This window comes from Thalassolituus oleivorans MIL-1 (assembly GCF_000355675.1).
Classification (GTDB): domain Bacteria; phylum Pseudomonadota; class Gammaproteobacteria; order Pseudomonadales; family Oceanobacteraceae; genus Thalassolituus; species Thalassolituus oleivorans.
On sequence record NC_020888.1, the window covers coordinates 1353799 to 1378399 of the forward strand.

19 protein-coding genes are annotated in these 24601 nt (G+C 47.9%); 12 read left to right on the top strand and 7 right to left on the bottom strand.

Features of this window, described 5'->3' with window-relative positions; genetic code table 11:
* Positions 1-350 precede the first annotated feature (350 nt).
* The 3 genes from TOL_RS06125 (at position 351) to TOL_RS06135 (ending at position 13018) form a co-directional block, all read left to right on the top strand.
* A complete protein-coding gene (locus tag TOL_RS06125; RefSeq protein ID WP_015486432.1) occupies positions 351-1835 on the top strand; it encodes a delta-60 repeat domain-containing protein in 1485 nt (494 codons plus the stop codon).
* Entirely contained in the window at positions 1816-11625 is a 9810-nt protein-coding gene (locus tag TOL_RS06130) for an Ig-like domain-containing protein (protein ID WP_015486433.1), read from the top strand. The genes TOL_RS06125 and TOL_RS06130 overlap by 20 nt, the downstream gene beginning before the upstream one ends.
* 181 nt (positions 11626-11806) lie before the next feature.
* Entirely contained in the window at positions 11807-13018 is a 1212-nt protein-coding gene (locus TOL_RS06135; RefSeq protein WP_015486434.1) for a substrate-binding periplasmic protein, read from the top strand.
* Between the two features lie 21 nt (positions 13019-13039).
* On the opposite strand, the gene TOL_RS06140 is transcribed toward TOL_RS06135, so the two are convergent.
* Entirely contained in the window at positions 13040-13702 is a 663-nt protein-coding gene (locus tag TOL_RS06140) for a nitroreductase (RefSeq protein WP_015486435.1), read from the bottom strand.
* Between the two features lie 115 nt (positions 13703-13817).
* Positions 13818-15287 carry a leucyl aminopeptidase gene (locus TOL_RS06145; protein WP_015486436.1) on the bottom strand — a complete coding sequence of 490 codons (1470 nt, stop codon included), beginning with the start codon at positions 15285-15287 and terminating at the stop codon, positions 13818-13820.
* Positions 15288-15510: 223 nt separating this feature from the next.
* On the opposite strand from TOL_RS06145, the gene lptF reads away from it, so the two are divergent.
* Positions 15511-16581 carry an LPS export ABC transporter permease LptF gene (gene lptF / locus TOL_RS06150; RefSeq protein WP_041588421.1) on the top strand — a complete coding sequence of 357 codons (1071 nt, stop codon included), beginning with the start codon at positions 15511-15513 and terminating at the stop codon, positions 16579-16581.
* Positions 16578-17642 (top strand): LPS export ABC transporter permease LptG, encoded by a 1065-nt coding sequence (gene lptG / locus TOL_RS06155; protein WP_015486438.1) that lies wholly within the window; start codon positions 16578-16580, stop codon positions 17640-17642. The genes lptF and lptG overlap by 4 nt, the downstream gene beginning before the upstream one ends.
* A gap of 11 nt (positions 17643-17653) precedes the next feature.
* Here the strand turns inward: lptG and TOL_RS06160 are convergent, their stop codons facing one another.
* Positions 17654-18100: an RDD family protein gene (locus TOL_RS06160; protein WP_015486439.1), complete on the bottom strand. Its 447-nt coding sequence runs from the start codon at positions 18098-18100 to the stop codon at positions 17654-17656.
* 174 nt (positions 18101-18274) lie between these two features.
* Between TOL_RS06160 and pdxH the strand changes: the two genes are divergently transcribed.
* Positions 18275-18913, top strand: a complete 639-nt coding sequence (pdxH, locus tag TOL_RS06165) for a pyridoxamine 5'-phosphate oxidase (protein WP_015486440.1) — start codon at positions 18275-18277, stop codon at positions 18911-18913.
* 67 nt (positions 18914-18980) lie between these two features.
* Here pdxH and TOL_RS06170 read toward each other — a convergent pair whose 3' ends face one another.
* Positions 18981-19901: a fructosamine kinase family protein gene (locus TOL_RS06170; protein WP_015486441.1), complete on the bottom strand. Its 921-nt coding sequence runs from the start codon at positions 19899-19901 to the stop codon at positions 18981-18983.
* A gap of 269 nt (positions 19902-20170) precedes the next feature.
* Here TOL_RS06170 and TOL_RS06175 point away from each other — a divergent pair, with 269 nt between their 5' ends.
* The 4 genes from TOL_RS06175 (at position 20171) to TOL_RS06190 (ending at position 22025) form a co-directional block, all read left to right on the top strand.
* Positions 20171-20575 (top strand): TA system antitoxin ParD family protein, encoded by a 405-nt coding sequence (locus tag TOL_RS06175; RefSeq protein ID WP_015486442.1) that lies wholly within the window; start codon positions 20171-20173, stop codon positions 20573-20575.
* Complete coding sequence (locus TOL_RS06180) at positions 20572-21144, top strand: ATPase (RefSeq protein WP_015486443.1); 573 nt, start codon at positions 20572-20574, stop codon at positions 21142-21144. The genes TOL_RS06175 and TOL_RS06180 overlap by 4 nt, the downstream gene beginning before the upstream one ends.
* 108 nt (positions 21145-21252) lie before the next feature.
* Complete coding sequence (locus TOL_RS06185) at positions 21253-21537, top strand: type II toxin-antitoxin system TacA family antitoxin (protein ID WP_015486444.1); 285 nt, start codon at positions 21253-21255, stop codon at positions 21535-21537.
* Positions 21534-22025, top strand: coding sequence for a GNAT family N-acetyltransferase (locus TOL_RS06190; protein WP_015486445.1), 492 nt, complete (start codon positions 21534-21536; stop codon positions 22023-22025). Before TOL_RS06185 ends, TOL_RS06190 begins: the two co-directional genes overlap by 4 nt.
* A 52-nt stretch (positions 22026-22077) precedes the next feature.
* Here the strand turns inward: TOL_RS06190 and TOL_RS19015 are convergent, their stop codons facing one another.
* Entirely contained in the window at positions 22078-22224 is a 147-nt protein-coding gene (locus TOL_RS19015; protein WP_158505908.1) for a hypothetical protein, read from the bottom strand.
* Positions 22225-22500: 276 nt separating this feature from the next.
* Here TOL_RS19015 and TOL_RS06200 point away from each other — a divergent pair, with 276 nt between their 5' ends.
* A complete protein-coding gene (locus TOL_RS06200) occupies positions 22501-22752 on the top strand; it encodes a hypothetical protein (RefSeq protein ID WP_015486447.1) in 252 nt (83 codons plus the stop codon).
* Positions 22753-22872: 120 nt separating this feature from the next.
* Here TOL_RS06200 and nadS read toward each other — a convergent pair whose 3' ends face one another.
* Together nadS and TOL_RS06210 are read right to left on the bottom strand one after the other, a co-directional pair.
* Entirely contained in the window at positions 22873-23196 is a 324-nt protein-coding gene (gene nadS, locus TOL_RS06205; protein WP_015486448.1) for a NadS family protein, read from the bottom strand.
* Positions 23197-23206: 10 nt separating this feature from the next.
* The gene (locus TOL_RS06210) at positions 23207-23527 is read right to left on the bottom strand and encodes a type II toxin-antitoxin system RelE/ParE family toxin (protein WP_015486449.1); all 321 of its coding nucleotides are present in this window, start codon (positions 23525-23527) and stop codon (positions 23207-23209) included.
* A gap of 121 nt (positions 23528-23648) precedes the next feature.
* Here TOL_RS06210 and TOL_RS06215 point away from each other — a divergent pair, with 121 nt between their 5' ends.
* A complete protein-coding gene (locus TOL_RS06215; RefSeq protein WP_015486450.1) occupies positions 23649-24374 on the top strand; it encodes a phospholipase D family protein in 726 nt (241 codons plus the stop codon).
* The last annotated feature ends 227 nt before the right edge of the window (positions 24375-24601 follow it).

Genomic DNA, 24601 nt, shown 5'->3' on the forward strand with positions numbered 1-24601 from the left:
TGATATCTGCATACAAGTATTTTGACATTAAGTTCCGCTAGCTAAGCTTACAAGTGTCTACTTTTTGTAATTTTTATCCTGACAATCAAGCATTTAAAAAATATAATAGACACTTGTATATTTTTAAGTGTTTGTTTTTTATGGTTTTTTTTATCTTTTCTTGTGATTCTGAAGCAAATTAGTCAGCATTTTGGCTCAATTCGTCTAAAGGACGATATCGTTACACTCTGAGCAAATTTGTAACAGTTGTGTAGCAGAAGTGTTACTTAGTGTTGCGAGATGTGTTCTTTGGTAGCTCTGCCGTTCCCAAATTGGTGGTAGCTAAATCGAAATTGCTGAGGATGTCACTGATGACAAAAAGCATCGCACGCCAATTGGTGTTTTTTACTATCGCTATTGTAAGCAGTTCTTTTGTTTACTCGGCGGCACCATCGCTATTAAGTATTGAAGGCGTAAACCCTGATGGTCGTTATAACCAAGGGGATACGGTAAATATTACAGCGAAGTTTGATGATTTCATCAGCACGTCTCCTAACAGTCAGATGTCTGTTACGTTAAATGTCGGGCCGGAAACGGTCGATGTTCCTTTAACCTTTTCGGCCACGTCTCTGGTTGATAAGTCTTTCGGTGTACCGAATACCGTTAACGCAAAAGGTAAGGGTGATACCTCGTCGGAAGGTATTGTCATGGCAACCGAATTGAAGGTTGGTGCTAATGCGGGCCGCATTGTTGTTGTCGGTAGTTTTACTGAGTACGAAAACAGTGGTACCGGCAAGGCTAAAATGATGGTCTTGAATGCGGACGGTACGATTTATAAGACTTTCACCTCAAATAACTCGTCTTCGTATCCTTATGCTGCGCCGCAGTTTGATGCAGAAAATATTCAAATGGTATTTGAGACGAGCGAAGGCAAGATTTTAGTTGGTGGCGAGTTCACTAACGTCTGGGGCGATACCGCCATTGATTACTTAGTCCAATTGAATGCCGATTTTACTCTTGATACAGCTTTCATGGATAACCTCACTCCAGGTAGCGCTGATAGCTCAAATGGACAAGTGGGTTCTAGTGGTACTTATGGTAGCGCTAGCTATTACTCTGCGAATACGCCGGTTGTTGAGCAGGATGGCAAGCTCTATATTGCTGGTGATTTTACCCAGATCGCCGGTGTCACAACTCGTCATATTGCATGTTTAAATCTCGACGGTACGTTTTGTAGCGGTTTTACCTCTCCGTTTACTGGCGGTACGCGCGCTATGTCATTAGCGATTGATGACAACAAGTTGTGGGTTGTCGGACAAAATATGACGGTATCAGGCGCAGGTACTAACGTAGATGTATGGCGTCTGAATTTGGCCGACGGCTCAGTTGATAACACTTACGTTAACCGTTTAACGGGTGACTTAGTCGGCGGCATTGTAGTTTTACCAGAAGTTGCTGATGGCGGTGTAGGCGGTGTTGCTATAAGCGGCAATAGTTTAGACATGGCGGCCCATACAAGTTCATCTAATGGCGGCACAGCAGTCTCAACCGCGAATAACAAACCTCTTTTCGTTATCAACGATGATGGCACTCAAAATACTAACTGGAGTGTACAAGGCAACGCGTTCGCGGTTAATCCTTGGTCGGGTGAAGGTTTCCAGATTGTTAAAGACAAACTTTTCTTCGGTATGCATTACGCCGGTAACGATCTCTCGGCGGATGATATCCGTGATGCCGCTGGCTACTATAAATCACTGAATAGCACAGCTTGCCCTGCAAATACTGCAAATGGTAACAACAGCACAAGTGACACTTGTTTGTGGTGTGTCTTCCTTGATGGTGTTCAACTTAAATGACGGCTCCATCAACCAAGAGTTCATGGATATTATTAAAGCTCAGGGATCGTTCATAAAAATTGATAGTAGTGATGACGTACATGATTTTGAATTGTTAAGCGACGGCGGTTTATTAGTTGTTGGTTCGTTTAGCAGTTATCGCGCTACGGGTGCTGCGGGTGATTCGGCCGATGATGAAGCGATGATTGTTAAATTTCGCTTTGATCAACTTAGTGGTAGTTACACTGTTCGAAGTCCATCTAATGACTTGACTGGCCTTGTTAAGAGCACGGGCATTAGTTCTTACCAAATTAGTAATATTTTTGATTCTAGTAATGTAGATACGGATGGTAATGCTGCTTACGCAAATTTAGTTTCCACAAATCAGAGATTCGAAGACAACTCTAAGTATGCTTTTAACCGCGAACTCGCGAATGCAATTGAGCTTTATGCTGAAGATAACTCATACCCACTACCTACCGTTCAAGACTATATAGACGCAGGAGCAACGGGAGTCACCGCGGCCAATCTCGATGATGTAAATGCTGCTATTGATTCATTAGTTGGTGCTGATGTTGATACCTTGGCTGAAATTCAATCGGTTGTTAATGCAGTAAATACAGATAGCGATTCTGACGGTGTTAATAACTTCTTCGATACATGCCCAGGCACTCCTAGTGGTTTAGTCGTGAATGCTAATGGTTGCCCTGCGGTGGCTAGTGCCCCCACGGTTAATCCTACTAGCGGTAATGAAGTTTCTGGTACTGCACAAGCGGGAAGCACGGTTGAAGTTAAGAATGCTAGCGGTACTTTATTGTGTACGACTGTTGCTGATTCATCTGGTAACTATAATTGTACGCCACTATCACCAGTACCAAGTAATGGCGCTGTATTGAGTGTTACCGCGGATAATAGTGCGGGTCCTTCAGCAGCAGCGACGGCTACCGTTGATTCTGCAGCTCCAAATGCTCCAATTATTCTTGTGAGTAATGCTGCAGAGTTAAGCGGTACTGCAGAAGCCAACAGCACAGTAACCATCAAAGATGCGAGCGGTGCCGTGGTTGCGACTACCACTGCTGGCCCAGACGGTATTTATACTTTTAATCCAAATCCCCTTATTGATGGCGCTTTGGGATCAGCAACTTCAACGGATGCCGCGGGTAATGAATCAGTTCCGACATTATTCGGGCCGGTTGATGCGACTGCGCCATCGGCTCCAAGTGTTGATACCAATAATGCTACCGAGTTAAGCGGTATTGCAGAAGCAGGCAGCACAGTAACCATCAAAGATGCGACTGGTGCAGTGGTTGCGACTGTAACGGCTGGCCCAGACGGCAGCTACAGCTTCACTCCGAATCCATTAGCGGACGGCCAAACGGGTTCAGTGACAGCAAAAGATGCCGCCGGTAACGAATCTCCAGCCACTTCAATTGGTTCGGTTGATGCGACCGCGCCGATAGCTCCGACAGTTGCGGTAAGCAATGCCGGTGAGTTGAGCGGTACTGCAGAAGCGAACAGCACAGTAACGATCAAAGATGCGAGCGGTGCGGTTGTTGCGACTGTAACGGCTGGCCAAGATGGCAGCTACAGCTTCACGCCAAACCCATTGGCGGACGGCCAAACAGGTTCAGTGACTGCGAAAGATGCAGCGGGTAACGAATCTCCAGAGACAGCGATCACAGCCGTTGACGCGACTGCGCCGACAGCGCCAAGTGTTGATACCAATAACGCTACCGAGTTAAGCGGTACTGCAGAAGCCAACAGCACAGTCACCATCAAAGATGCGAGCGGTGCAGTGGTTGCGACAGTAACGGCAGGCCCAGACGGCAGCTACAGCTTCACACCGAACCCATTGGCTGATGGCCAAACAGGTTCAGTGACTGCGAAAGATGCCGCCGGTAACGAATCTCCAGAGACAGCGATCACAGCCGTTGACGCGACTGCGCCTACAGCTCCGACGGTTGCGGTAAGCAACGCCGGTGAGTTGAGTGGTACAGCGGAAGCCAACAGCACAGTAACCATCAAAGATGCGAGCGGTGCGGTTGTTGAGACTGTAACGGCAGGCCCTGATGGCAGCTACAGCTTTACACCGAATCCATTGGCCGATGGCCAAACTGGTTCAGTGACTGCAAAAGATGCAGCGGGTAACGAATCTCCAGCGACAGCAATCGGTTCGGTTGATGCGACGGCTCCAACAGCACCTGTTGTTGCGGTAAGCAATGCCGGTGAGTTGAGCGGAACCGCGGAAGCCAACAGCACAGTAACCATCAAGGATGCGAGCGGTGCGATTGTTGCGACTACCACTGCTGGCCCAGATGGCAGCTACAGCTTCACACCGAATCCATTGGCCGATGGCCAAACAGGTTCAGTGACTGCGACAGATGCAGCCGGTAACGAATCACCAGCGACTGCAATCGGTTCGGTTGATGCGACGGCTCCAACAGCACCTGTTGTTGCGGTAAGCAATGCCGGTGAATTAAGCGGTACAGCAGAAGCCAACAGCACAGTAGCCATTAAAGATGCGAGCGGTGCGATTGTTGCGACTACCACTGCTGGCCCAGACGGCAGCTACAGCTTCACACCGAACCCATTGGCGGATGGCCAAACGGGTTCAGTGACTGCGAAAGATGCAGCCGGTAACGAATCTCCAGCGACTGCAATCGGTTCGGTTGACGCAACTGCGCCGAATGCTCCAAGTGTTGATACCAATAACGCTACTGAGTTAAGCGGTACTGCAGAAGCCAACAGCACAGTCACCATCAAAGATGCGACTGGTGCGGTTGTTGCGACTACCACTGCAGGTCCTGATGGCAGCTACAGCTTCACACCGAATCCATTGGCGGATGGCCAAACAGGTTCAGTGACAGCAAAAGATGCCGCGGGTAACGAATCTCCAGCCACTTCAATTGGTTCGGTTGATGCGACCGCGCCGATAGCTCCGACAGTTGCGGTAAGCAATGCCGGTGAGTTGAGCGGTATTGCAGAAGCCAACAGCACAGTCACCATCAACGATGCGACTGGTGCGGTTGTTGCGACTGTAACGGCAGGCCCAGATGGCAGCTACAGCTTTACTCCAAACCCATTAGCGGACGGTGAGAGCGGCAGTATTACTGCGAAAGATGCAGCCGGTAACGAATCTCCAGCGACTGCAATCGGTTCTGTCGATGCGACGGCTCCAACAGCACCTGTTGTGGCGGTAAGCAATGCCGGTGAGTTGAGCGGTACAGCAGAAGCCAACAGCGCAGTGACCATCAAAGATGCGAGCGGTGCGGTTGTTGCGACTACCACTGCTGGCCCAGACGGCAGCTACAGCTTCACACCGAATCCATTGGCGGATGGCCAAACAGGTTCAGTGACTGCAAAAGATGCCGCCGGTAATGAATCTCCAGCCACTTCAATCGGTTCTGTCGATGCGACGGCTCCAACAGCACCTGTTGTTGCGGTAAGCAATGCCGGTGAGTTAAGCGGTACCGCAGAAGCAGGCAGCACAGTGACCATTAAAGATGCGAGCGGTGCGATTGTTGCGACCACCACTGCAGGCCCAGACGGTAGCTACAGCTTCACACCGAATCCATTGGCGGATGGCCAAACTGGTTCAGTGACAGCGACAGATGCAGCCGGTAACGAATCACCAGCGACTGCAATCGGTTCAGTTGATGCGACTGCGCCTAATGCTCCAAGTGTTGATACCAATAACGCTACTGAGTTAAGCGGTACGGCAGAAGCCAACAGCACAGTAACCATCAAAGATGCGAGCGGTGCGGTTGTTGCGACTACCACTGCTGGCCCAGATGGCAGCTACAGCTTTACACCGAATCCATTGGCCGATGGCCAAACAGGTTCAGTGACTGCGAAAGATGCAGCCGGTAACGAATCTGCTGCGACTGCAATCGGTTCTGTCGATGCGACGGCTCCAACAGCACCTGTTGTTGCGGTAAGCAATGCCGGTGAGTTAAGTGGTACGGCAGAAGCCAACAGCATAGTGACCATCAAAGATGCGAGCGGTGCGGTGGTTGCGACCACGACTGCTGGTCCTGATGGCAGCTACAGCTTCACACCGAATCCATTGGCGGATGGCCAAACTGGTTCCGTGACAGCAAAAGATGCAGCCGGTAACGAATCTCCAGCCACTGCAATTGGTTCGGTAGATGCGACGGCTCCAACAGCACCTGTTGTTGCGGTAAGCAATGCCGGTGAGTTGAGTGGTACAGCAGAAGCCAACAGCACAGTAACCATCAAAGATGCGAGCGGTGCGGTGGTTGCGACTACCACTGCTGGCCCAGACGGCAGCTACAGCTTTACTCCAAACCCATTAGCGGACGGTGAGAGCGGCAGTATTACTGCGAAAGATGCAGCGGGTAACGAATCTCCAGCGACTGCAATCGGTTCGGTTGATGCGACGGCTCCAACAGCACCTGTTGTTGCGGTAAGCAATGCCGGTGAGTTAAGTGGTACGGCAGAAGCAGGCAGCACAGTGACCATCAAAGATGCGAGCGGTGCGGTTGTTGCGACTACCACTGCTGGCCCAGACGGCAGCTACAGCTTCACACCGAATCCATTGGCCGATGGCCAAACTGGTTCAGTGACTGCAAAAGATGCTGCCGGTAACGAATCTCCAGCGACAGCGATTACAGCTGTTGATGCGACTGCGCCGAATGCTCCAAGTGTTGATACCAATAACGCTACTGAGTTAAGCGGTACAGCAGAAGCCAACAGCACAGTGACCATCAAAGATGCGAGCGGTGCGGTTGTTGCGACTACCACCGCTGGCCCAGACGGCAGCTACAGCTTCACTCCAAACCCATTAGCGGATGGTGAGAGCGGCAGTATTACTGCAAAAGATGCAGCGGGTAACGAATCACCAGCGACTTCGATCGGTTCGGTAGATGCGACTGCGCCAACAGCTCCTGTTGTTGCGGTAAGCAATGCCGGTGAGTTGAGCGGTACAGCAGAAGCCAACAGCACAGTAACCATTAAAGATGCGAGCGGTGCCGTGGTTGCGACCACGACTGCAGGCCCAGATGGCAGCTACAGCTTCACTCCAAACCCATTGGCCGATGGCCAAACAGGTTCAGTGACTGCGAAAGATGCCGCCGGTAACGAATCTCCAGCGACAGCGATTACAGCTGTTGATGCGACTGCGCCAACAGCACCTGTTGTTGCGGTAAGCAATGCCGGTGAGTTAAGCGGTACGGCAGAAGCCAACAGCACAGTGACCATCAAAGATGCGAGCGGTGCGGTGGTTGCGACCACCACTGCAGGCCCTGATGGCAGCTACAGCTTCACACCGAATCCATTGGCCGATGGTCAAACAGGTTCAGTGACTGCGAAAGATGCAGCGGGTAACGAATCTCCAGCGACTGCAATTGGTTCGGTTGATGCGACTGCGCCGAATGCTCCAAGTGTTGATACCAATAACGCTACTGAGTTAAGCGGTACGGCAGAAGCCAACAGCACAGTGACCATCAAAGATGCGAGCGGTGCGGTTGTTGCGACCACCACTGCAGGCCCTGATGGCAGCTACAGCTTCACACCGAATCCATTGGCCGATGGTCAAACAGGTTCAGTGACTGCGAAAGATGCAGCGGGTAACGAATCTCCAGCGACTGCAATTGGTTCGGTTGATGCGACGGCTCCAACAGCACCTGTTGTTGCGGTAAGCAATGCCGGTGAGTTGAGCGGTACAGCAGAAGCCAACAGCACAGTGACCATCAAGGATGCGAGCGGTGCGATTGTTGCGACTACCACTGCTGGTCCAGACGGCAGCTACAGCTTCACACCGAATCCATTGGCCGATGGTCAAACAGGTTCAGTGACTGCAAAAGATGCCGCCGGTAACGAATCTCCAGCGACTGCAATTGGTTCGGTTGATGCGACTGCGCCAACAGCACCTGTTGTTGCGGTAAGCAATGCCGGTGAGTTGAGCGGTACGGCAGAAGCCAACAGCACAGTGACCATCAAAGATGCGAGCGGTGCGGTTGTTGCGACTACCACCGCTGGCCCAGATGGCAGCTACAGCTTCACGCCGAACCCATTGGCCGATGGTCAAACAGGTTCAGTGACTGCGAAAGATGCCGCCGGTAACGAATCACCAGCGACTGCAATCGGTTCGGTTGATGCGACGGCTCCAACAGCACCTGTTGTTGCTGTAAGCAACGCCGGTGAGTTAAGCGGTACAGCAGAAGCCAACAGCACAGTGACCATCAAAGATGCGAGCGGTGCGGTTGTTGCGACTACCACAGCTGGCCCAGACGGCAGCTACAGCTTCACTCCAAACCCATTAGCGGATGGTGAGAGCGGCAGTATTACTGCGAAAGATGCAGCGGGTAACGAATCACCAGCGACTGCAATCGGTTCGGTTGACGCGACAGCTCCAACAGCACCTGTTGTTGCGGTAAGCAATGCCGGTGAGTTGAGTGGTACAGCAGAAGCCAACAGCACAGTGACCATCAAAGATGCGAGCGGTGCGGTGGTTGCGACCACGACTGCTGGTCCTGATGGCAGCTACAGCTTCACGCCGAACCCATTGGCCGATGGTCAAACAGGTTCAGTGACTGCGAAAGATGCCGCCGGTAACGAATCACCAGCGACTGCAATCGGTTCGGTTGATGCGACGGCTCCAACAGCACCTGTTGTTGCGGTAAGCAATGCCGGTGAGTTGAGTGGTACAGCAGAAGCCAACAGTACAGTAACCATCAAAGATGCGAGCGGTGCGGTTGTTGCGACTACCACTGCTGGCCCAGACGGTAGCTACAGCTTCACTCCAAACCCATTGGCCGATGGCCAAACAGGTTTAGTGACTGCGAAAGATACAGCGGGTAACGAATCTCCAGCGACCGCAATTGGTTCGGTTGACGCGACAGCTCCAACAGCACCTGTTGTTACTGTAAGCAACGCCGGTGAGTTAAGCGGTACAGCAGAAGCGAACAGCACAGTAACCATCAAAGATGCGAGCGGTGCCGTGGTTGCGACCACGACTGCTGGCCCAGACGGCAGCTACAGCTTCACACCGAATCCATTGGCGGATGGCCAGACTGGTTCAGTGACTGCGAAAGACGCAGCGGGTAACGAATCACCAGCGACCGCAATTGGTTCTGTGGATTCAACTGCCCCAGCGGCACCTTTACTCAACCCAAGTACTGGTGTCGAAGTAACGGGCACCGCAGAGGTTGCATCTACGGTGACTATTACCGACGCCGGCGGTGTTGTTCTCTGTACTACTGTTGCTGGTGCAACCGGTAACTTCAGTTGTGTACTAAGTCCTGTACCGAGTGAGGGAGATACTGTATTTGCTACGTCCAAAGACGCTGCCGGTAACGAGTCAATCGCAAGTTCAATTGTGGTAGGTACGGACACTGATGGCGATGGCATTCCAGATGTTATTGATACCGACGATGATAATGATGGCTTGTCTGATACTGATGAAATAAATATCGGTACGGATCCTCTGAACCCAGATTCTGATAATGACGGTGTTGAAGATGGTAAAGAAGTCGGTGCTGATACTTCAACGCCTGTAGATTCGGACGGTGACGGTACTATAGATGCGCTAGACAATTCGAATGACTCGGATTTGGATGGCCTGTCTAACTATTTGGAAACGCTTATTGGTACAGATCCTAACTTGCGCGACTCTGATAGTGATGACTTCCGGGACGATGAGGAACTTGCCGTTAAGTTGTCAGGCGTAGATAGCGATGACGATGGTATTGATGATGCGTTAGATGCTGATGTACTTGGCGCTCCTGATGAAGATGGTGATGGTGTTGCCGACTTTGCAATCCGTGACACTGATGGCAACGGCACTCCAGATGTATTGGATACAGATAGTGATGCAGATGGCATTGATGACATCAATGAAACCTTGGTTGACGGCGATGGCGATGGTATCGCTGATGTACTTGATCCAGTTAACGCTATTGGCGGTGGTGATAGCGATGGCGACTTTATTCCTGACGCAATTGAATGCTGCCACGATTCCGATAAAGATGGCCAACCGGATTACATGCAGTTAGATAGTGATTCTGACCGAATCAATGATGTGGACGAAGCTGGTATCAGTGGCGTAGACAAAGATAATGACGGTTACGATGACACTTACGATGCTGATGTAGATGGTGATGGCGTCGTCGACAATGGTCCTGATGAGAATGCCGATGGTCTGAATGACGACTGGATGCCACTCGATACGGATGGCGATGGCTTGGCTGATTACCGTGATACCGATAGTGACAATGATGGTATTAGTGATGAAGAAGAGAGCGGCTATGGTTCATTCCCTAATCGCGATACTGATGGCGATGGTATCCCTGATCGTGTTGACCCAGTATCTGGTGTCGATGGCGGTGATTCTGACGGCGATGGCCTGAGCGATAAGGAAGAATGTGCTGATGGATATCCAAATTGCGCAGATAGTGATGGCGACGGAATCCCAGACTATATGGATGCACTTGTTGATGAAGCTCCATCGCCAGCGCCTGTAGTAATTGATACTGACGGTGATGGTTTAAGCGATGACGAGGAAGCGACATTGGGAACGGATCCGCTCAAGAGCGATACTGATGACGACGGTTTATCGGATTTTGTAGAGGTAACCATAGGCTCAAATCCTATCGTTGCAGATACCGATGGCGACGGCATTCTGGATGGTGCCGAGAACCAGGATATTAACGGTAATGGCATTAACGATACTCGTGAAGGCTATCTGAAAACGTCAACGAAGGGTGGTGCACTTGGATTTATCTGGGCTGGTCTTGCTTTACTGTTAGTTCGTCGCAAGCACTTACTCGCAGTATTAGCTGGCCTTCTCAGTATGGTGTCAGTGGCAAGTGCCAATGAGTCAGAATCTTTGTTTAGCGCGGATCGTGTGTATGTAGGCGCAGGCCTTAATTATTCACGCTTCTCGCCAGAGACTGCAGGTTCCGGCATCAATATCACTGATCGTTTCGATTGGGGGTATTCGCTGTCGGCTGGCTATGACTTGTTTAATCAGTGGTCGGTCAATGCGTCCTATGAGGATGCAGGCGGCTTGGCTGCAGATGTTCTGACGACAAAAGAGACATTGGATTACAAAGCCTTGTCTATACTAGGACGTTGGTATCCAACCTTTTTAGACAATAATGAACGTTATACGGACAACGATAGATCTTGGCATTGGTTTGTATCTGGTGGTTTCGCTACTGTGAATACTTCAGGATCCTTGCTTGCTGATGAACAAAGCTCGGCAACCCTTGCTTACGGTATTGGTGCAAACTATCAAATAACTGAGAGCATGTTGGTTGAAGCGACCGTTAATCGTTATTCCGGAGATTTACTGAGTTATGGTTTGGGTATTACTTGGTATCCATTTAGTAGTGGCAGCAAAAAAATTGAGCCTGTTCCTGAAGTAATTCCTGAGCCAGAGCCTGAAGTAGTAGAGGTTGTTGAGCCTGAAGTTATTGAGCCGGTTGTGGTTGAACCTGTTGTTGAGATTCAAGCTTGCACATCGAAGAGCTCACGTGCCGATATCCTATTTGATAGTAACTCAAGCAAGTTGAAGGCAGACTTTTTTGATGTTCTTGATCGTGCTGTTATCGACTACTTTGCCTGTAAGGAAAGCGTGATTACCTTAGTTGGGTTTACTGATTCATCAGGCAGTGTGCGTTATAACGAGAAACTGTCGTATAAACGTGCAGACACTGTTCGAACGTATTTACAGGAACGTGGTATCCCGTCTGATCATATTGTGACTATTTCTCGAGGAATAGATCCTAGCAGCGGTTTGCCAGAGAACGAAAAACGTCGGGTTGAACTCTACTTTGGTAGCTATTAAGCTGCCCTAAGGCACTATAGTAAGCGTAAAAGCCGGAGCTAGACTCCGGCTTTTTTATACTCATCATTCGCAAATATTGCTAATTAAGTAGGGTGTAAATATACCTAGTGAATATTCCAAACAGATCAAAGGCTGCTAGTCTTAGAAAAGGTTAGAAAATCTAGGGTAAGGATATTTGCGTATGAGGTTACGACATTGGATTGCGATGTTATTCATTGTTTACTTGCAAACTGCCGAAGCTGTCGATCTACGCACAACAATATCTCCGCCATATCAAATCATGCTCCAAGGTGAGCTCTCGGGCGTTTCATCCAATGTCATGCGTTGTATTTTTGGCGAAATGGACGAAGTCTATGACGTGCAGGTCATGCCATGGGGGCGAGCCGTTGCGGATCTTGTCTCCGCCGATGCTGACGGTTTGTTCACCTCGATGCCTACCGATGAACTGGATGATTATGCGACTATGTCCGTGCCGTTCGCCCTAGAGAAATGGTATTGGTATTTTACCGATAGCAAGCTGGAATCTCGGGTAGATTTTCATTCAGGGCTGCGGATTGGTGCCATTCGATCGAGTAATCAGGCGCTGTGGTTGAAGATCAATGGTTACACTCAGATCGAAGAGGTTAATGAAGGGGAGCAATTATTCAAACTGGTTCGAGCAGGGCGCTTGGACGCCTTTATTGCCGATGAAAAAAACTTCCATGAAATTGCACTTGAACTTGATCTAAATGAGCGTGATTTTAAGCGTCGGTTTTTGAAATACACGCCTTTGGGTATCTATTTTGCCAATCATTTTTTGTCCGAACGTCCAGAATTTTTAGCTAATTTCAACGCCCGAGTTTCGGGTTGTGCTCCCGGCTCGATGCTACTTTCGACAAGTGAAAACAAGAAGCTGAAGGCGATCTTAGAATATCAAATTCGTAATTGGGTTGAGAGTCGCGAAGTTATTAGTAGTATTCGTATGCAGAATGAATCCATGAAAAAAGTCACGATTAAAGATATTGAAGTATTAGATAAAAAGTGGCAAGCGGAGATTGGTGTATCGGAGCGCCCGATGATCAATAAATTATTGAGTAATCAATTATCTAAATATCTGCGTGACGTCCAAGAGGCCTCAAAAGGCTTGTATACCGAGATTTTTGTGGTTGATCGAAATGGCGTAAACGTAGGGCAGAGTGCAATTACTTCAGATTACTATCAAGGCGATGAAGAGCCATTTAAAAAGAGCTTCGGAGATGGGATAGGCGGAAATAATATTAGCGGAATAGAATATGATGAGTCGACGCGAACGTTTCAGGTCAAATTGAGTTTAACCGTCGGTGATGAATTTAAAACGCCAATAGGTGCAGTCATTGTAGGTATTGATGTGGAACGTGCCCTATCAGCAGATTGATAGGGCTAATTAATAACACCGTTAACTGACGAAGGTTACTGCATCGGTTAGTTCTGCTCGATCTGTTCGACATTTATTGGCAGGAGCATTTTCGTCCGCGTAGCCAAATGACATGCCGAATAACACTCCACGCCCTTCAGGCAAACCTAGAAATTCTCGTATTGGATCAGGAAACTGTCCAAGCGCGCCTTGCATACAGCTATCAATCCCTTTTTCTTTCAATAGTAGCGTCAAGGTTTGCGCATATATTCCAATATCTACAGCTCCCATGATATCGAGATAGGTATCCATGGTGAAAAATGCAACGTGTGGGGCGTCGAAAAATGCCCAGTTGCGTAACATGGCCATGTTGCGTTTCATTTTATCTTCGCGTGCAATATCCATTGATGTATACAGTGCATTAGCTGAGCCAAACTGACGCTCGCGATGAATGCCATCGTAGGCGACTTTCCAATTAAAATCTGGATTGGGCGCTTGCTGTTTCATCACAGTGCCAACTAATAAATTTTTTAACTTATCTTTCTTTTCACCGGATACCACATAGGTTTGCCACGGCTGGACATTGCAATTCGATGGCGCTTGTTGAGCTGCTGTAAAAATTTCTTGTAACACATCTGCAGCGACAGGTTCTGGGCGGAAAGCGCGAACTGAAAATCGATCGTTCAGAATATTGGCAATGGACATATGAGTTCCTCAAAATAAAAAGCCGGACTACTAACGGCTTTACGTTAACAGTCCGGCTATCGTTAGAACAGGTGATAAGTGCCAATGTCACAGCACTGATTCCGTGATTCTAGTCTTAGCTTTCTTTATTTAACAAGTAAGTGCTCAGCAAAGGTACTGGGCGACCAGTTGAATTCTTTGTTGTGCCATCACCACCCCATGCAGGGCCTGCAATATCCAAGTGCGCCCAACGAGTGCCTTCAGTGAAGCGCGATAAGAAACACGCTGCCGTGGTTGCGCCAGCCAAAGGACCACCGATGTTTGCTATATCAGCGAAGTTGGAATCCAAACCTGCTTGGTAGTCTTCTTCCAGAGGTAAGCGCCAAATACGGTCGCGAGAATAGCCACTGGCAGTCATCAATTCCGTTGCCAGGCCTTCGTCAGTGGTGAACAAGCCTGAGTTCACTTTACCCAGTGCTGCCATACAAGCACCGGTTAGGGTTGCAATATCAACTACCGAGGCAGGTTGATAGTCGCGGATACCCAACGTTAGTGCATCACACAGTACTAAGCGGCCTTCGGCATCGGTGTTGAGGATCTCGATAGTTAATCCCGACAAGCTCGTTACAACATCGCCTGGCTTGCTGGCGTGTCCTGAGGGCATGTTTTCGGCGCTAGTGACGATAGCAACAACGTTGATGGCGGGCTTTAGAGCTTGGATTGTTTTCATCGTGCCGAGTACCGAAGCGGCACCACACATGTCGTATTTCATTTCGTCCATTTTAGGACCAGGCTTCAAGCTGATACCGCCAGTGTCGAAGGTAATGCCTTTGCCTACGAGCATATGCGGCGCTGCATTTTTATCGGCTGCGCCTAAGTATTGCAGGATAATAATTTTGCCCGGTTCGGAAGATCCTTTGCTGACTGAGTAGAACGAACCTGCGCCCATCGCTTCTAGTTCTTTCTCATCGTAAACCTTACACGTCATTGAGCCGTCTGCCGCTATCGCTTCAGCTTGTTCAGCAAGGTAGGTGGGCGTGCAAATATTCGGTGGCATATTGCCAAGATCTTTAGCGTAATCTGTACCCATACCAATTGCGTCACCACGTTCTAGTGCCGCACCAACGTCACTACCAATCCAAATCAACTTCTCAGCTCTCGCTGGTTCTTCTTTGGCTGGTTTTGTCGCCGTGAAGCGGTATTGTGCGCTGTGTAAGGCCAACATCATTTGTTCTGCCCACCAAGCTTCAGGCATGCACTCACTTGCGAGGTCAGCAATAGAGACAGCAACGGTTCCTGGGATTTTGGCGATACCGGAAGCAATAGCGGTCACAATTTTACCTGCGTTAAACGCGCTGATTTCGTCCTTACCTGTGCCAACCAGCAACACTCGCTCGGCGCTAATACCGGAAACCCCTAGCAGTAGTAGAGTGTCACCAACATTACCTTTAATGTCTTTTGCATCAATACGCGCTTGCAAGAAACCGCCGGTTGCACTGTTTATGGCTTGTGCAGCGTCAGATAACTTGCCTGACTGGTCGAGAGTAACGACAATACATCCCGTTTGAACTTGGGTGGCCGAATCTGAAACTACCTGATATTGCATGACTGCTCCTGACGAAGTGAACACATAAAACGTGCTTCATTATTATTGAGGACGGTGACGCGGCCTCGCCGTGTAACTATCTTCGGTGATTAGTTCTATAGTGTGCGGGCTGGTTGGCAAAATACAAGGGGAGAGCACATCTTCTAATGAAAATGGGTACAATGGCCGCCACCAATATTATACGCCCAGCCAAATTGGCCGCAGGGTTACAAGGTTTATCGATTTGATTCTTTTTCGCTATTTAGCACGAGAACTTGCCGGCGCTATGTTCGCCGTTACCATAGTGCTGCTAATGATTTTAATGAGTGGTCGCTTGATTCAACAATTGGCCGCTGCTGCTGCGGGCGAAGTATCGCTTGAGATTGTGTTTTTTACGCTGCTATTACGTCTACCTTCCTTTCTTGAAATGATTCTTCCGTTAGCACTCTTCATATCTATTTTGCTGACGTACGGGCGCTTATACGCCGAAAGCGAGATGACAGTATTAACCGCAACAGGGTTTTCTAACTTCAAGTTGTTGGGGTACACCTTAATGCCTGCTGCAATGGTCACTATGGTTGTCGCCAGCTTTACGTTAGTGATGAGCCCATGGGGTGCCCAGAAAATGGAAGCCTTGTATCAAAAGCAATCTCAGCTTACTGAGTTTGAGTTATTGGTGCCGGGACGTTTTCAAAGTACAAAAAGTGGCACTAGGGTGACTTACACTAAGGCACTATCCGATGATAAAACTCAAATGCACGGTGTTTTTATTGCTGATGGTGACACTTTATTGCTCGCCGAATCTGGCACTCAGTACGTAAGTGACGACACAGGCTCGCGATTCTTGGAACTGCATGGCGGTCGCCGTTTTGATCTCAACTCAGACAGCTTAGAGTTGCAAGTTCTCGATTTTGATTTGTATGGTGTAAAGATCGCAGATGAACCTGAAGAACGCCGTAAACTGCGAAAAGAGGCTGTGCCGACACTCGATTTAATCGGATCTAAAGACCCCAAACATCAGGCCCAACTGCAGTGGCGTATTTCCCTGATATTGATGGTGCCTATTGTTACTTTGATTGCTTTCCCCCTATCTAAAGTAAATCCGCGACAAGGTCGCTTTGCTCGTTTATTTCCAGCAATCGTGTTGTTTATGGTGTACATCTCTTTGCTGATTGCTATGACGGGCATGATTGAAAAGCGCACGCTAAAGCCTGAAATCGGCTTATGGAGTTTGCATATTGTGTATTTGTTTATCGCTACAGGACTTCTGCTTGGACCTGAGTGGTTGCGTCGTCAGCGGGTGAAGCGTTTATGAATAAACTCGATTCTTACATCGCCCGCAGTGTATTGATGGCCTCGCTTGTGGTGGTCATTGTTATTGTTGGTCTTGATGCTATTTTTACCTTAGTTGATGAGTTAGATCAGCTCAAAGGCGATTATCAATTTGTTCAAGCCCTAGAGTTTATGACGCTGCGTTTACCGCGTCGCGCTTATGAATACATGCCTATGGCTTGTTTGATCGGATGCCTAGCCGGATTAGGTGGCTTGGCAGCAAGCAGTGAATTAACGGTGATGCGCGCTGCTGGTTTATCTGTTACACGAATTTCTATCGCGGTGTTAAAGCCAGTCGCTTTGTTGATGATTTTAAGCATGGTAACGGCGGAGTTTGCTATCCCAACCTTGGAACGTATTGCCCAAGCGCAAAAAGCGGTTGCTCAAGGTAAGGATGATGCGTTATCGAACAAAGGCAAAGGCTATTGGCATCGAGAAGGCGATTTATTTATGCGCTTTACTGCTATTGAACCGGGTGGCGTATTGCATGGAGTTACCCTATATGAATTTGATAGTGCGCAAAATTTAATACGGATGCGAACTGCCGAACGTGCGATCTATCAGCGTGCACATTGGTCTATGGAAAACGTACGTGACTTAGATGTAACACCAGACCGCACTATTGCAACGCACTTTGATACTTTAGATTGGAATACCGAATTAACCCCCGCTAGTTTAAGCGTGGTGATGGTGCAGCCGCGTGATATGTCGATCTCTAATCTCTATAGCTATACCCGTTACTTAGAGCGCCAAGGATTGAATGCCGATAACTATTTACTGTCGTTTTGGCGTAAGGTTACTCAGCCTCTGGGGACATTTGCGTTAGTTATTTTGGGCATTTCTTTTATTTTTGGGCCTTTGCGGGCGGTGACGCCTGGTTATCGAATCTTCTCAGGTATCTTGGTTGGCTTAGTGTATAAATATGCCGAAGAACTACTGGCACCAGCCAGTATCGTGTTTGGATTCGCGCCGATTTGGGCAAGTATTATTCCTATTGTAGGAAGCGCAACAGCGGGTATTTATCTGCTGCGCAAAGCGGGCTAGTAGTCTAGCGCTTAGGCCATATCCTTTGGGAGATAAACAATGCGCGTGAGCGACGCCATGTCGTGCCACGTGCGTTGTTGTTTATCCAACCAAGCCCAGAAAAAACCAACGCCAAAAATCACTAACGAGAAAAATCCCATACCCGTGCGTAGCATGCAGTGGCTCAAACGTATATGTGAGCCATCAAGGGTTGTGATGCGAAGTCTCCATGCCTTCATCCCAATAGTTTGTCCGCCTTTACGCCAAGAGTGGCTGTAATACAAAAAACAAATAGTAAACATCAGCGATAAATCAACCGATGCTGGGAAGCCCCCCGGAAATTCGCCGCTAATTGCTTTAATGATGGCTACTAAAACCATACCAACCATGATGTACAAGGCAATGACAATCAGACCGTCGTATGCAAGCGCTGCAAATCGGCGTAACAATGAAGCAGTGGGGTAATTTTGTAGCGACATACAAGCCTCGGTAGGAAGGAATATGGCGCGAATGATAGCAAAGGACAGCGTGGAGTACGAAGGCTGATGATTCACATCACTTCTTTGCATTAATGAATATCACACCGGCGGTTTTTGAGTGATATCATCAAACTAGCATTGAATTCGATAAATTTGAGTATTAGGAGCCGCCAAATGGTGGATTTATTTGATATTCGTAAAGAATACACCCAAGGTCGTTTAGACGAGCAAACCGCCGCTAAAGATCCGATGACACAGTTTCATGCATGGTTTGAAGCCTATCGTGAAACTCTGCCTGTAGAGCCAACCATTATGACGGTGGCTAGCGTTGATGCCGAAGGCCAACCTTGGCAACGCATCTTGTTGTTGAAAGCTTATGACGAGCAAGGCTTCGTATTTTTCACCAATTATGAAAGTAACAAAGGCCAGCATTTCGCGAACAACGCTCGTGCCTCAATTCACTTTTTTTGGATTGGCCAAGAACGACAAATTCAGGTGCAGGGCATAGTGACGAAAATGACCCGCGCCGAAGCGGAAAGTTATTTTCATTCGCGTCCGCGCGAAAGCCAACTGGGTGCTTGGGCCTCAAAACAGAGCCGTCCATTGGCCAATAGGGCAGAACTAGAGGCCAACTTTGCTGCCGTCAAAGAAGCTTACGAAGGTAAGGATGTGCCGTTACCGGATTACTGGGGCGGATATCGTTTGGTGCCTGAACGAGTGGAGTTTTGGCAAGGCGGTGAACATCGATTACATGACCGCATAGAATACCGCCGCAATGGCAGAGAATGGCTGCAGCAACGGTTGAATCCGTAAGTTGCAGGCGTTTAACGTTTTGGAAATGATTTAAAAAGCACCGCTATGAAGGGTGCTTTTTTGTTTATTAGTTGGCTAGGCCTTTAATAATTTCTCGCGCTTGATCCATATAATGATTGCCGAATAAAACCGCGTGATTAAGCACATGATACAGCTGATAAACAGGGCGGCGCATGGCATAGCCATCATCAATTGATCGCACACTCTGATACCCTTTATAGAAGGCCTCAGGGAAGCGTCCGAAGAGTTCCGTCATCGCCAAGTCGGTTTCGGCATCACCGTAATAACAAGCGGGATCAAACACAACAGGGCGAGAAGATTCGACATCGGGACGGAATGCGATATTGCCAGACCATAAATCACCATGCAGTAACGAAGCTTCTGGCTGATGCCCAAGTAAGCGCGTTTGGCAGCGAGCTAAAATTCGTTCACGTCCGCGAATGCCATCCCCACGCATTTCTAATTGAGTTAACAGCGGTGCGATGCGTTGCTCACTGAAAAAATGCGCCCAGTGATTACTCCAATTGTTATTTTGTGGCGTATCACCACAAAATGTTGTGTGCTCAAAGCCATAGCCCTTATCACTGGTATGGCTGTGCATCTCTGCAATTTGGCGTCCTGCTTCGAGCCAATCACCATGTACAGCTAATGGCGTATGGGTAAGAATTAGATACGAATGACCATCAACCACACCGCACGTTATTGGCTGTGCTGTAACAATGCTTTGAGTTTCCATAATGCGTAGTAAGCCATCTTGCTCAGCTCGAAAACGTTCAATGCCGGTGCCTTCAGCGGATAAGCGCTTGATAAAAAAGTCGCCAGCTTCCGTACGAACACAATATTGTTGCTGAGCCGTATTTAAGTGTTGGCTATAGCTCGTTAGCTCACTGGCGGCAGGCAGTAGTAAACGTTGATCAACCGCATCGGCCAAAATTCGAGTCAGTAGATACTGAGCACTCTCGGTTGAGCGTAATAATGTCGCAGTCATGATCCGACAATCCAAAAAAGAACGAATGATCAGTATAGTCGGACGAATTGGAATAAGAGTGAGTCCTACTTAACACTTTACCGTAAACTAACCGACCAATTGTGTCAGTGAATGCTGCAAAATGTCAGGTAGGTAAGCTTAGGTGAGCGAGTGTAAGGCTGAGTTGTATCGAGTTAAACGATGGCTATTTCGAGTATCTTGATGCCTTGTAGCAATCTGCTACAATACCTGTAACGCGTTTCTACTTTCTTTGGTATGAGGTTGTGATCATGGCTAAAGCCCAATCCCCTGTGCGTCTTGAAGCATCGTTAATGGAATCGGCAAAGTTCGCTGGCGATCTACTTAAGCGCAGCGCCGCCGAACAAGTCGAGTTTTGGGCGAGTTTAGGTCGCTTAGTCGCACCCAAGATCAGCCCGAAAGAACTGATCGAACTGCAAGCGGGCCTGCTCGATATCAAATTCGAAGAAGCTAAACCCGTGACGGTAGATTCCGGTGCTTTGTTTAGTGAGCTTGACCAGAAGCGTGTTTCTGGTGCGTTGGAACAAGCCATTGCCAGCAACAGCGTTCGTTATCAGGCATCTGCAACACAACCGGGCTGTTTAGAGCAAGTTAACCCCGATGGCAGCCTTGTTGTTGGTCGCTTTACTAATGGACAATTCGAACCCCTCGTATGAAACAACTATGGATGTTGGTCGGTGGCAATGGATCTGGCAAAAGTACATTCTACGAGCAAATGCTCAAGCCCAAAGGTATGCCGTTTATTAATGCAGATATCATTGCCAAAGAAGCCTTCCCAGACGACCCCGTAAATAATAGTCATAAAGCCGCACGCATTGCCGAAGAACTCAGATTCGATAAACTCCGCCAAGGTTACAGCTTTTGCTTTGAAACCGTATTCTCCCACGTTAGCAAAATTGACTTTATCGCCACCGCCAAAGCGACGGGCTACCAAGTTATTTTGGTGTTCATTCACATCGACAACACAGATTTGAACCAAGTTCGTGTCGCGCAACGAGTGCTCGACGGCGGCCATAATGTACCAGCTGATAAGATCTTATCTCGCATTCCTCGCACCTTAGATAACGTGAAAGCAGCAATTCCGCTGTGCGACGAAGTACACGTATTGGACAACAGCCGATTGGATGATCCGTTTAAACGCGTGCTGAGTATTATCAATGGCCAGATCAGTGCGCGAGTCGATGTGGCATTGCCGAGCTGGGTGCTGGCGCTGATAGGGGAGTAGGGGTTTCAAGATTGTGCAAACTTGCTTGTCATGGCACCATTTTGACGTACACTAGCTTCAAGTGAGTAAAAAAATCGTGTCCTTAAGGCATAGTTTAGCGAGGTAGATATGAGTTCGTTGCTGCAGGTAAAAGATGAACGGATCAATATTCGTCTTCAAGCCGATGCGAAGGCGATGCTTGAAAAGGCCGCGAGTCTTGAAAGTAAGTCGGTTAACGCTTATATCCTATCCATTGCATTAGATCATGCTAAACAAACCATTCATGAGCATGAATTCATGGCATTGTCGGCGGGTGATGCTTTGTCATTCTTTGAAGCCTTAGATAATGTCAAAGCAAATGACCGCCTCAAGGATGCGATGATTGAGCATAATCATCGGGTTGTTAGCAGATGAGCGTGCTTATTATTGAAAGACTTAAAGCCGACCATAACAAGTCGGCTTTTTCTTGTGGTAATGCTGCTCTAAATAATTACATTCGGCGTCAGGCTAAACAGGATGAAACGCGCAATGTGGCTCGGGTATATGTTGCTACCAATCAAGATACGCCTAACGAGATCATCGGCTTTTATACGCTTAGCAATTTGGCTATTGATTTATCGACCTTACCCTTACATCTGCTAAAAAAGCTGCCTAAGCATCCACTTCCTGCCGTTTTATTGGGGCGCTTGGCGGTTGTCGATAATCATCAAGGGGAAGGGGTTGGAGCACTGCTACTGGCCGATGCCATAAAGCGAGTATTAGAAGTGAGCCAGCATGTTGGTGTCTATGCGGTTGTCGTGGATGCTATAGATGACCAAGCAGCTCGTTTTTATCAGCATTTTGGATTTAAGAAGCTGGCGACGGATCATAATCGCTGGTTTTTGCCGTTATCAGCTTTATAGCGTTTATCTGTCCGCGACTCTTCTTACTAGCAGCCAGCTTTGGGGCCGGTCTTTAAGACTTCATAAGCTTCTTCGTCATTGGGCTAATTTGACCAGCTTCTGCTAACTCTAATCCAGTAGCTAGCCAATGTGCATACTCTGGCCATACAGCGAACAGTGCCTCCATATCGTCTTGATATAGCTTTGCTCGTCTAGTCATCACATTTTTTATGCGATCTTCCTTAAGCCCACACTTCCTAGCGAGTTCTGGTCTGGATAGTCCTTCTATTCGCGCTAGCAAATCTATTCGTTCTATAGCATCCACTTTTTATTACCATTTAATATGGTGCAAATAATGCATCCTTGATGTATTATTTGCATCAACCCGCTGGTATGGGTTGGAGTTTGAAAGTCAATGAACATCCTAGCACGAAAGCCCAGAATTCAGATATTCAGGCATAGGGACTTTAAGATCTTCCACTACTGGAGTATGGAAATGACGAATGTCGATTTACCTAAGCGTCCGGCAGAACTGGATGACGTTTTATCCTTGTACGAGGAATTGCATCTAGTCTATCGGTCTCTTGACTCACTGTATGAGTTTGTTGAATACCACTTAGTCAGCAAAGATGCGCTACTGGCTGCACCGCTGGTTTGCATTATACGCGATAGATTAGCGCGGGCAGGGCTGCGCTATGAGGATATATTCGCAGTGCCTAATGGTGAGCAGATGTTTGTAGATCGGTGAAGGAGAATGGTCGTTCTGAACCCCAGAAAACGAAAAAAGCTAGTAAGTGTTAACCTACTAGCCATAGAAATAAGCGGTAGCTATGGACGGACTTGAATCCCCAGCATTATGAAGGTGCTATCAAGCTTGTCGAGATGCCACCTTGTTGTCCTCTTCTAATATGGCGATCATGCCTGAGGGATTCGTTTGAATCAGACGCAGTAGCTTTTGAGTGGGTCCCGTTGGATTTCTCCGTTTGGTTTCCCAGCTTTTGATGGTTTCTGTGCTTGTGCCAATGATCTTTGCGAGTTCATCCCTTGTTTTTCCTGCGGCTTCACGTATTGCCTTCACATCAACAACGTTATAGCTGTGCATGTGTTCAGGGTTAGGAGTTCGTTCACCATTTTCAATCTCGATCATCTCTCTTGTGCTGGCGAGTAGATCGGCAAATAATTCGTCTTTCATGTTGGTATCCTCACTTAAGCCGTTCTGATACTTGTTTCAGCTGGTTCTTCTGGTCATTCGTTATGTTGTCGGCTTCATTTTTGGCATAGATCAGGGCTAAATACAGTCTGCCTGTTACCTGCGATCTGTTGTAGTAAATGACTCTGACACCTCCGCTTTTTCCGGTGCCTTCTCTTGCCCAACGTAGCTTCCTAAATCCTCCTGTACCTTGGATGACATTTCCTAGTTCTGGGTTAACGATCAAGGCTTCTTGCATTGCGCTAAAGTCGTCGTCTTCCATTAGATCGGCTCGTCGTTTTCTAAAGCCTTCCAGTTCTATAAAAGTAAACATTGTGCCCTCGTGTACAATGTACCTACTATAGGCGCGTACATTGTACCTGTCTAGTATTTATTAATGCGGTTTGACCGGTTATTATGTCTTCACTGTAATACAAGGAAGTAAACGACATCTAATGGCTAAGTTTCTCAGTACCACATCTCTAAACTTCTATCTTGAAGAGTTGATCAAAAAGTCGACTAAGAATCTCATTCTCATTAGTCCCTATCTCAAGATAAACGCCCGTTTGAAGGAACTCTTAGAGTTCAAGTCCGATTCCGATCTGAAAGTCCGTATTGTCTATGGAAAGAAAGAGATGGCCCAGTCAGAGCTTGATTGGCTCGCTGGACAGCGACATATTGAAGTTCGGTTCTGTAAAAATCTTCACGCCAAGTGCTATATGAATGATGCCAATGCCATCATCTCTAGTTTGAATCTGTATGAGTTCAGTCAGGTTAATAATAATGAGATGGGTGTTCTCGTTACTCGGTCGGCGGATACGGAAGCTTTCACAGATGCCTTTGAAGAGGTTTCCAGAATACTAAGAATCAGTGATTTAGTGTCCTTTGGTGATTCTTCTGCCGAGTCTTCTGCCGAGTCTTTAGATGTAGAGACAGACCAAGCTCTAGAAGAAGATGATGAAGAAAGTACCGATGATGGGGCTAAGTTAACGACCTCAAAGCTGGCTAAAAAGCGTAATTGTAAAACGGATGAAGTGTTGCTGATATTGTGTAAATCTGGCTATCTAGAGTTACGCGATGAGCGGCATTATCTAACTGATAAGGGTAAGGAAGCGGGCGGTGAGTTTCGTAAGGGCTGGAAGGGGTTTTACTTTTTGTGGCCTGACGATTTGGTGCTGTGAATATTTGATCTCGCGATGTTTTAGCGAGTGGTTCTTTAGAATACTTTGAACGGTGGCGATCTGCTCACACTGCAAAAGGTGTTGGGGCATTCGGACTTAAAGATGACGCTTAAAAAACGGGTAACTGTCAGATCAAGTCTGAGCTAGTACAATTTAAGTCCTGAATATCTTGAACAGGTATTGGAATTTAACCCATTGGTCGGCTGTAAAATACCATCAAGGGCTAA

Coding starts and splice junctions, on each gene's coding strand:
- TOL_RS06125 (WP_015486432.1), top strand. CDS start 351: ATGACAAAAAGCATCGCACGCCAATTGGTGTTTTTTACTATCGCTATT.
- TOL_RS06130 (WP_015486433.1), top strand. CDS start 1,816: ATGGTGTTCAACTTAAATGACGGCTCCATCAACCAAGAGTTCATGGAT.
- TOL_RS06135 (WP_015486434.1), top strand. CDS start 11,807: ATGAGGTTACGACATTGGATTGCGATGTTATTCATTGTTTACTTGCAA.
- TOL_RS06140 (WP_015486435.1), bottom strand. CDS start 13,702: ATGTCCATTGCCAATATTCTGAACGATCGATTTTCAGTTCGCGCTTTC.
- TOL_RS06145 (WP_015486436.1), bottom strand. CDS start 15,287: ATGCAATATCAGGTAGTTTCAGATTCGGCCACCCAAGTTCAAACGGGA.
- lptG (WP_015486438.1), top strand. CDS start 16,578: ATGAATAAACTCGATTCTTACATCGCCCGCAGTGTATTGATGGCCTCG.
- TOL_RS06160 (WP_015486439.1), bottom strand. CDS start 18,100: ATGTCGCTACAAAATTACCCCACTGCTTCATTGTTACGCCGATTTGCA.
- pdxH (WP_015486440.1), top strand. CDS start 18,275: ATGGTGGATTTATTTGATATTCGTAAAGAATACACCCAAGGTCGTTTA.
- TOL_RS06170 (WP_015486441.1), bottom strand. CDS start 19,901: ATGACTGCGACATTATTACGCTCAACCGAGAGTGCTCAGTATCTACTG.
- TOL_RS06175 (WP_015486442.1), top strand. CDS start 20,171: ATGGCTAAAGCCCAATCCCCTGTGCGTCTTGAAGCATCGTTAATGGAA.
- TOL_RS06180 (WP_015486443.1), top strand. CDS start 20,572: ATGAAACAACTATGGATGTTGGTCGGTGGCAATGGATCTGGCAAAAGT.
- TOL_RS06185 (WP_015486444.1), top strand. CDS start 21,253: ATGAGTTCGTTGCTGCAGGTAAAAGATGAACGGATCAATATTCGTCTT.
- TOL_RS06190 (WP_015486445.1), top strand. CDS start 21,534: ATGAGCGTGCTTATTATTGAAAGACTTAAAGCCGACCATAACAAGTCG.
- TOL_RS19015 (WP_158505908.1), bottom strand. CDS start 22,224: ATGACTAGACGAGCAAAGCTATATCAAGACGATATGGAGGCACTGTTC.
- TOL_RS06200 (WP_015486447.1), top strand. CDS start 22,501: ATGACGAATGTCGATTTACCTAAGCGTCCGGCAGAACTGGATGACGTT.
- nadS (WP_015486448.1), bottom strand. CDS start 23,196: ATGAAAGACGAATTATTTGCCGATCTACTCGCCAGCACAAGAGAGATG.
- TOL_RS06210 (WP_015486449.1), bottom strand. CDS start 23,527: ATGTTTACTTTTATAGAACTGGAAGGCTTTAGAAAACGACGAGCCGAT.
- TOL_RS06215 (WP_015486450.1), top strand. CDS start 23,649: ATGGCTAAGTTTCTCAGTACCACATCTCTAAACTTCTATCTTGAAGAG.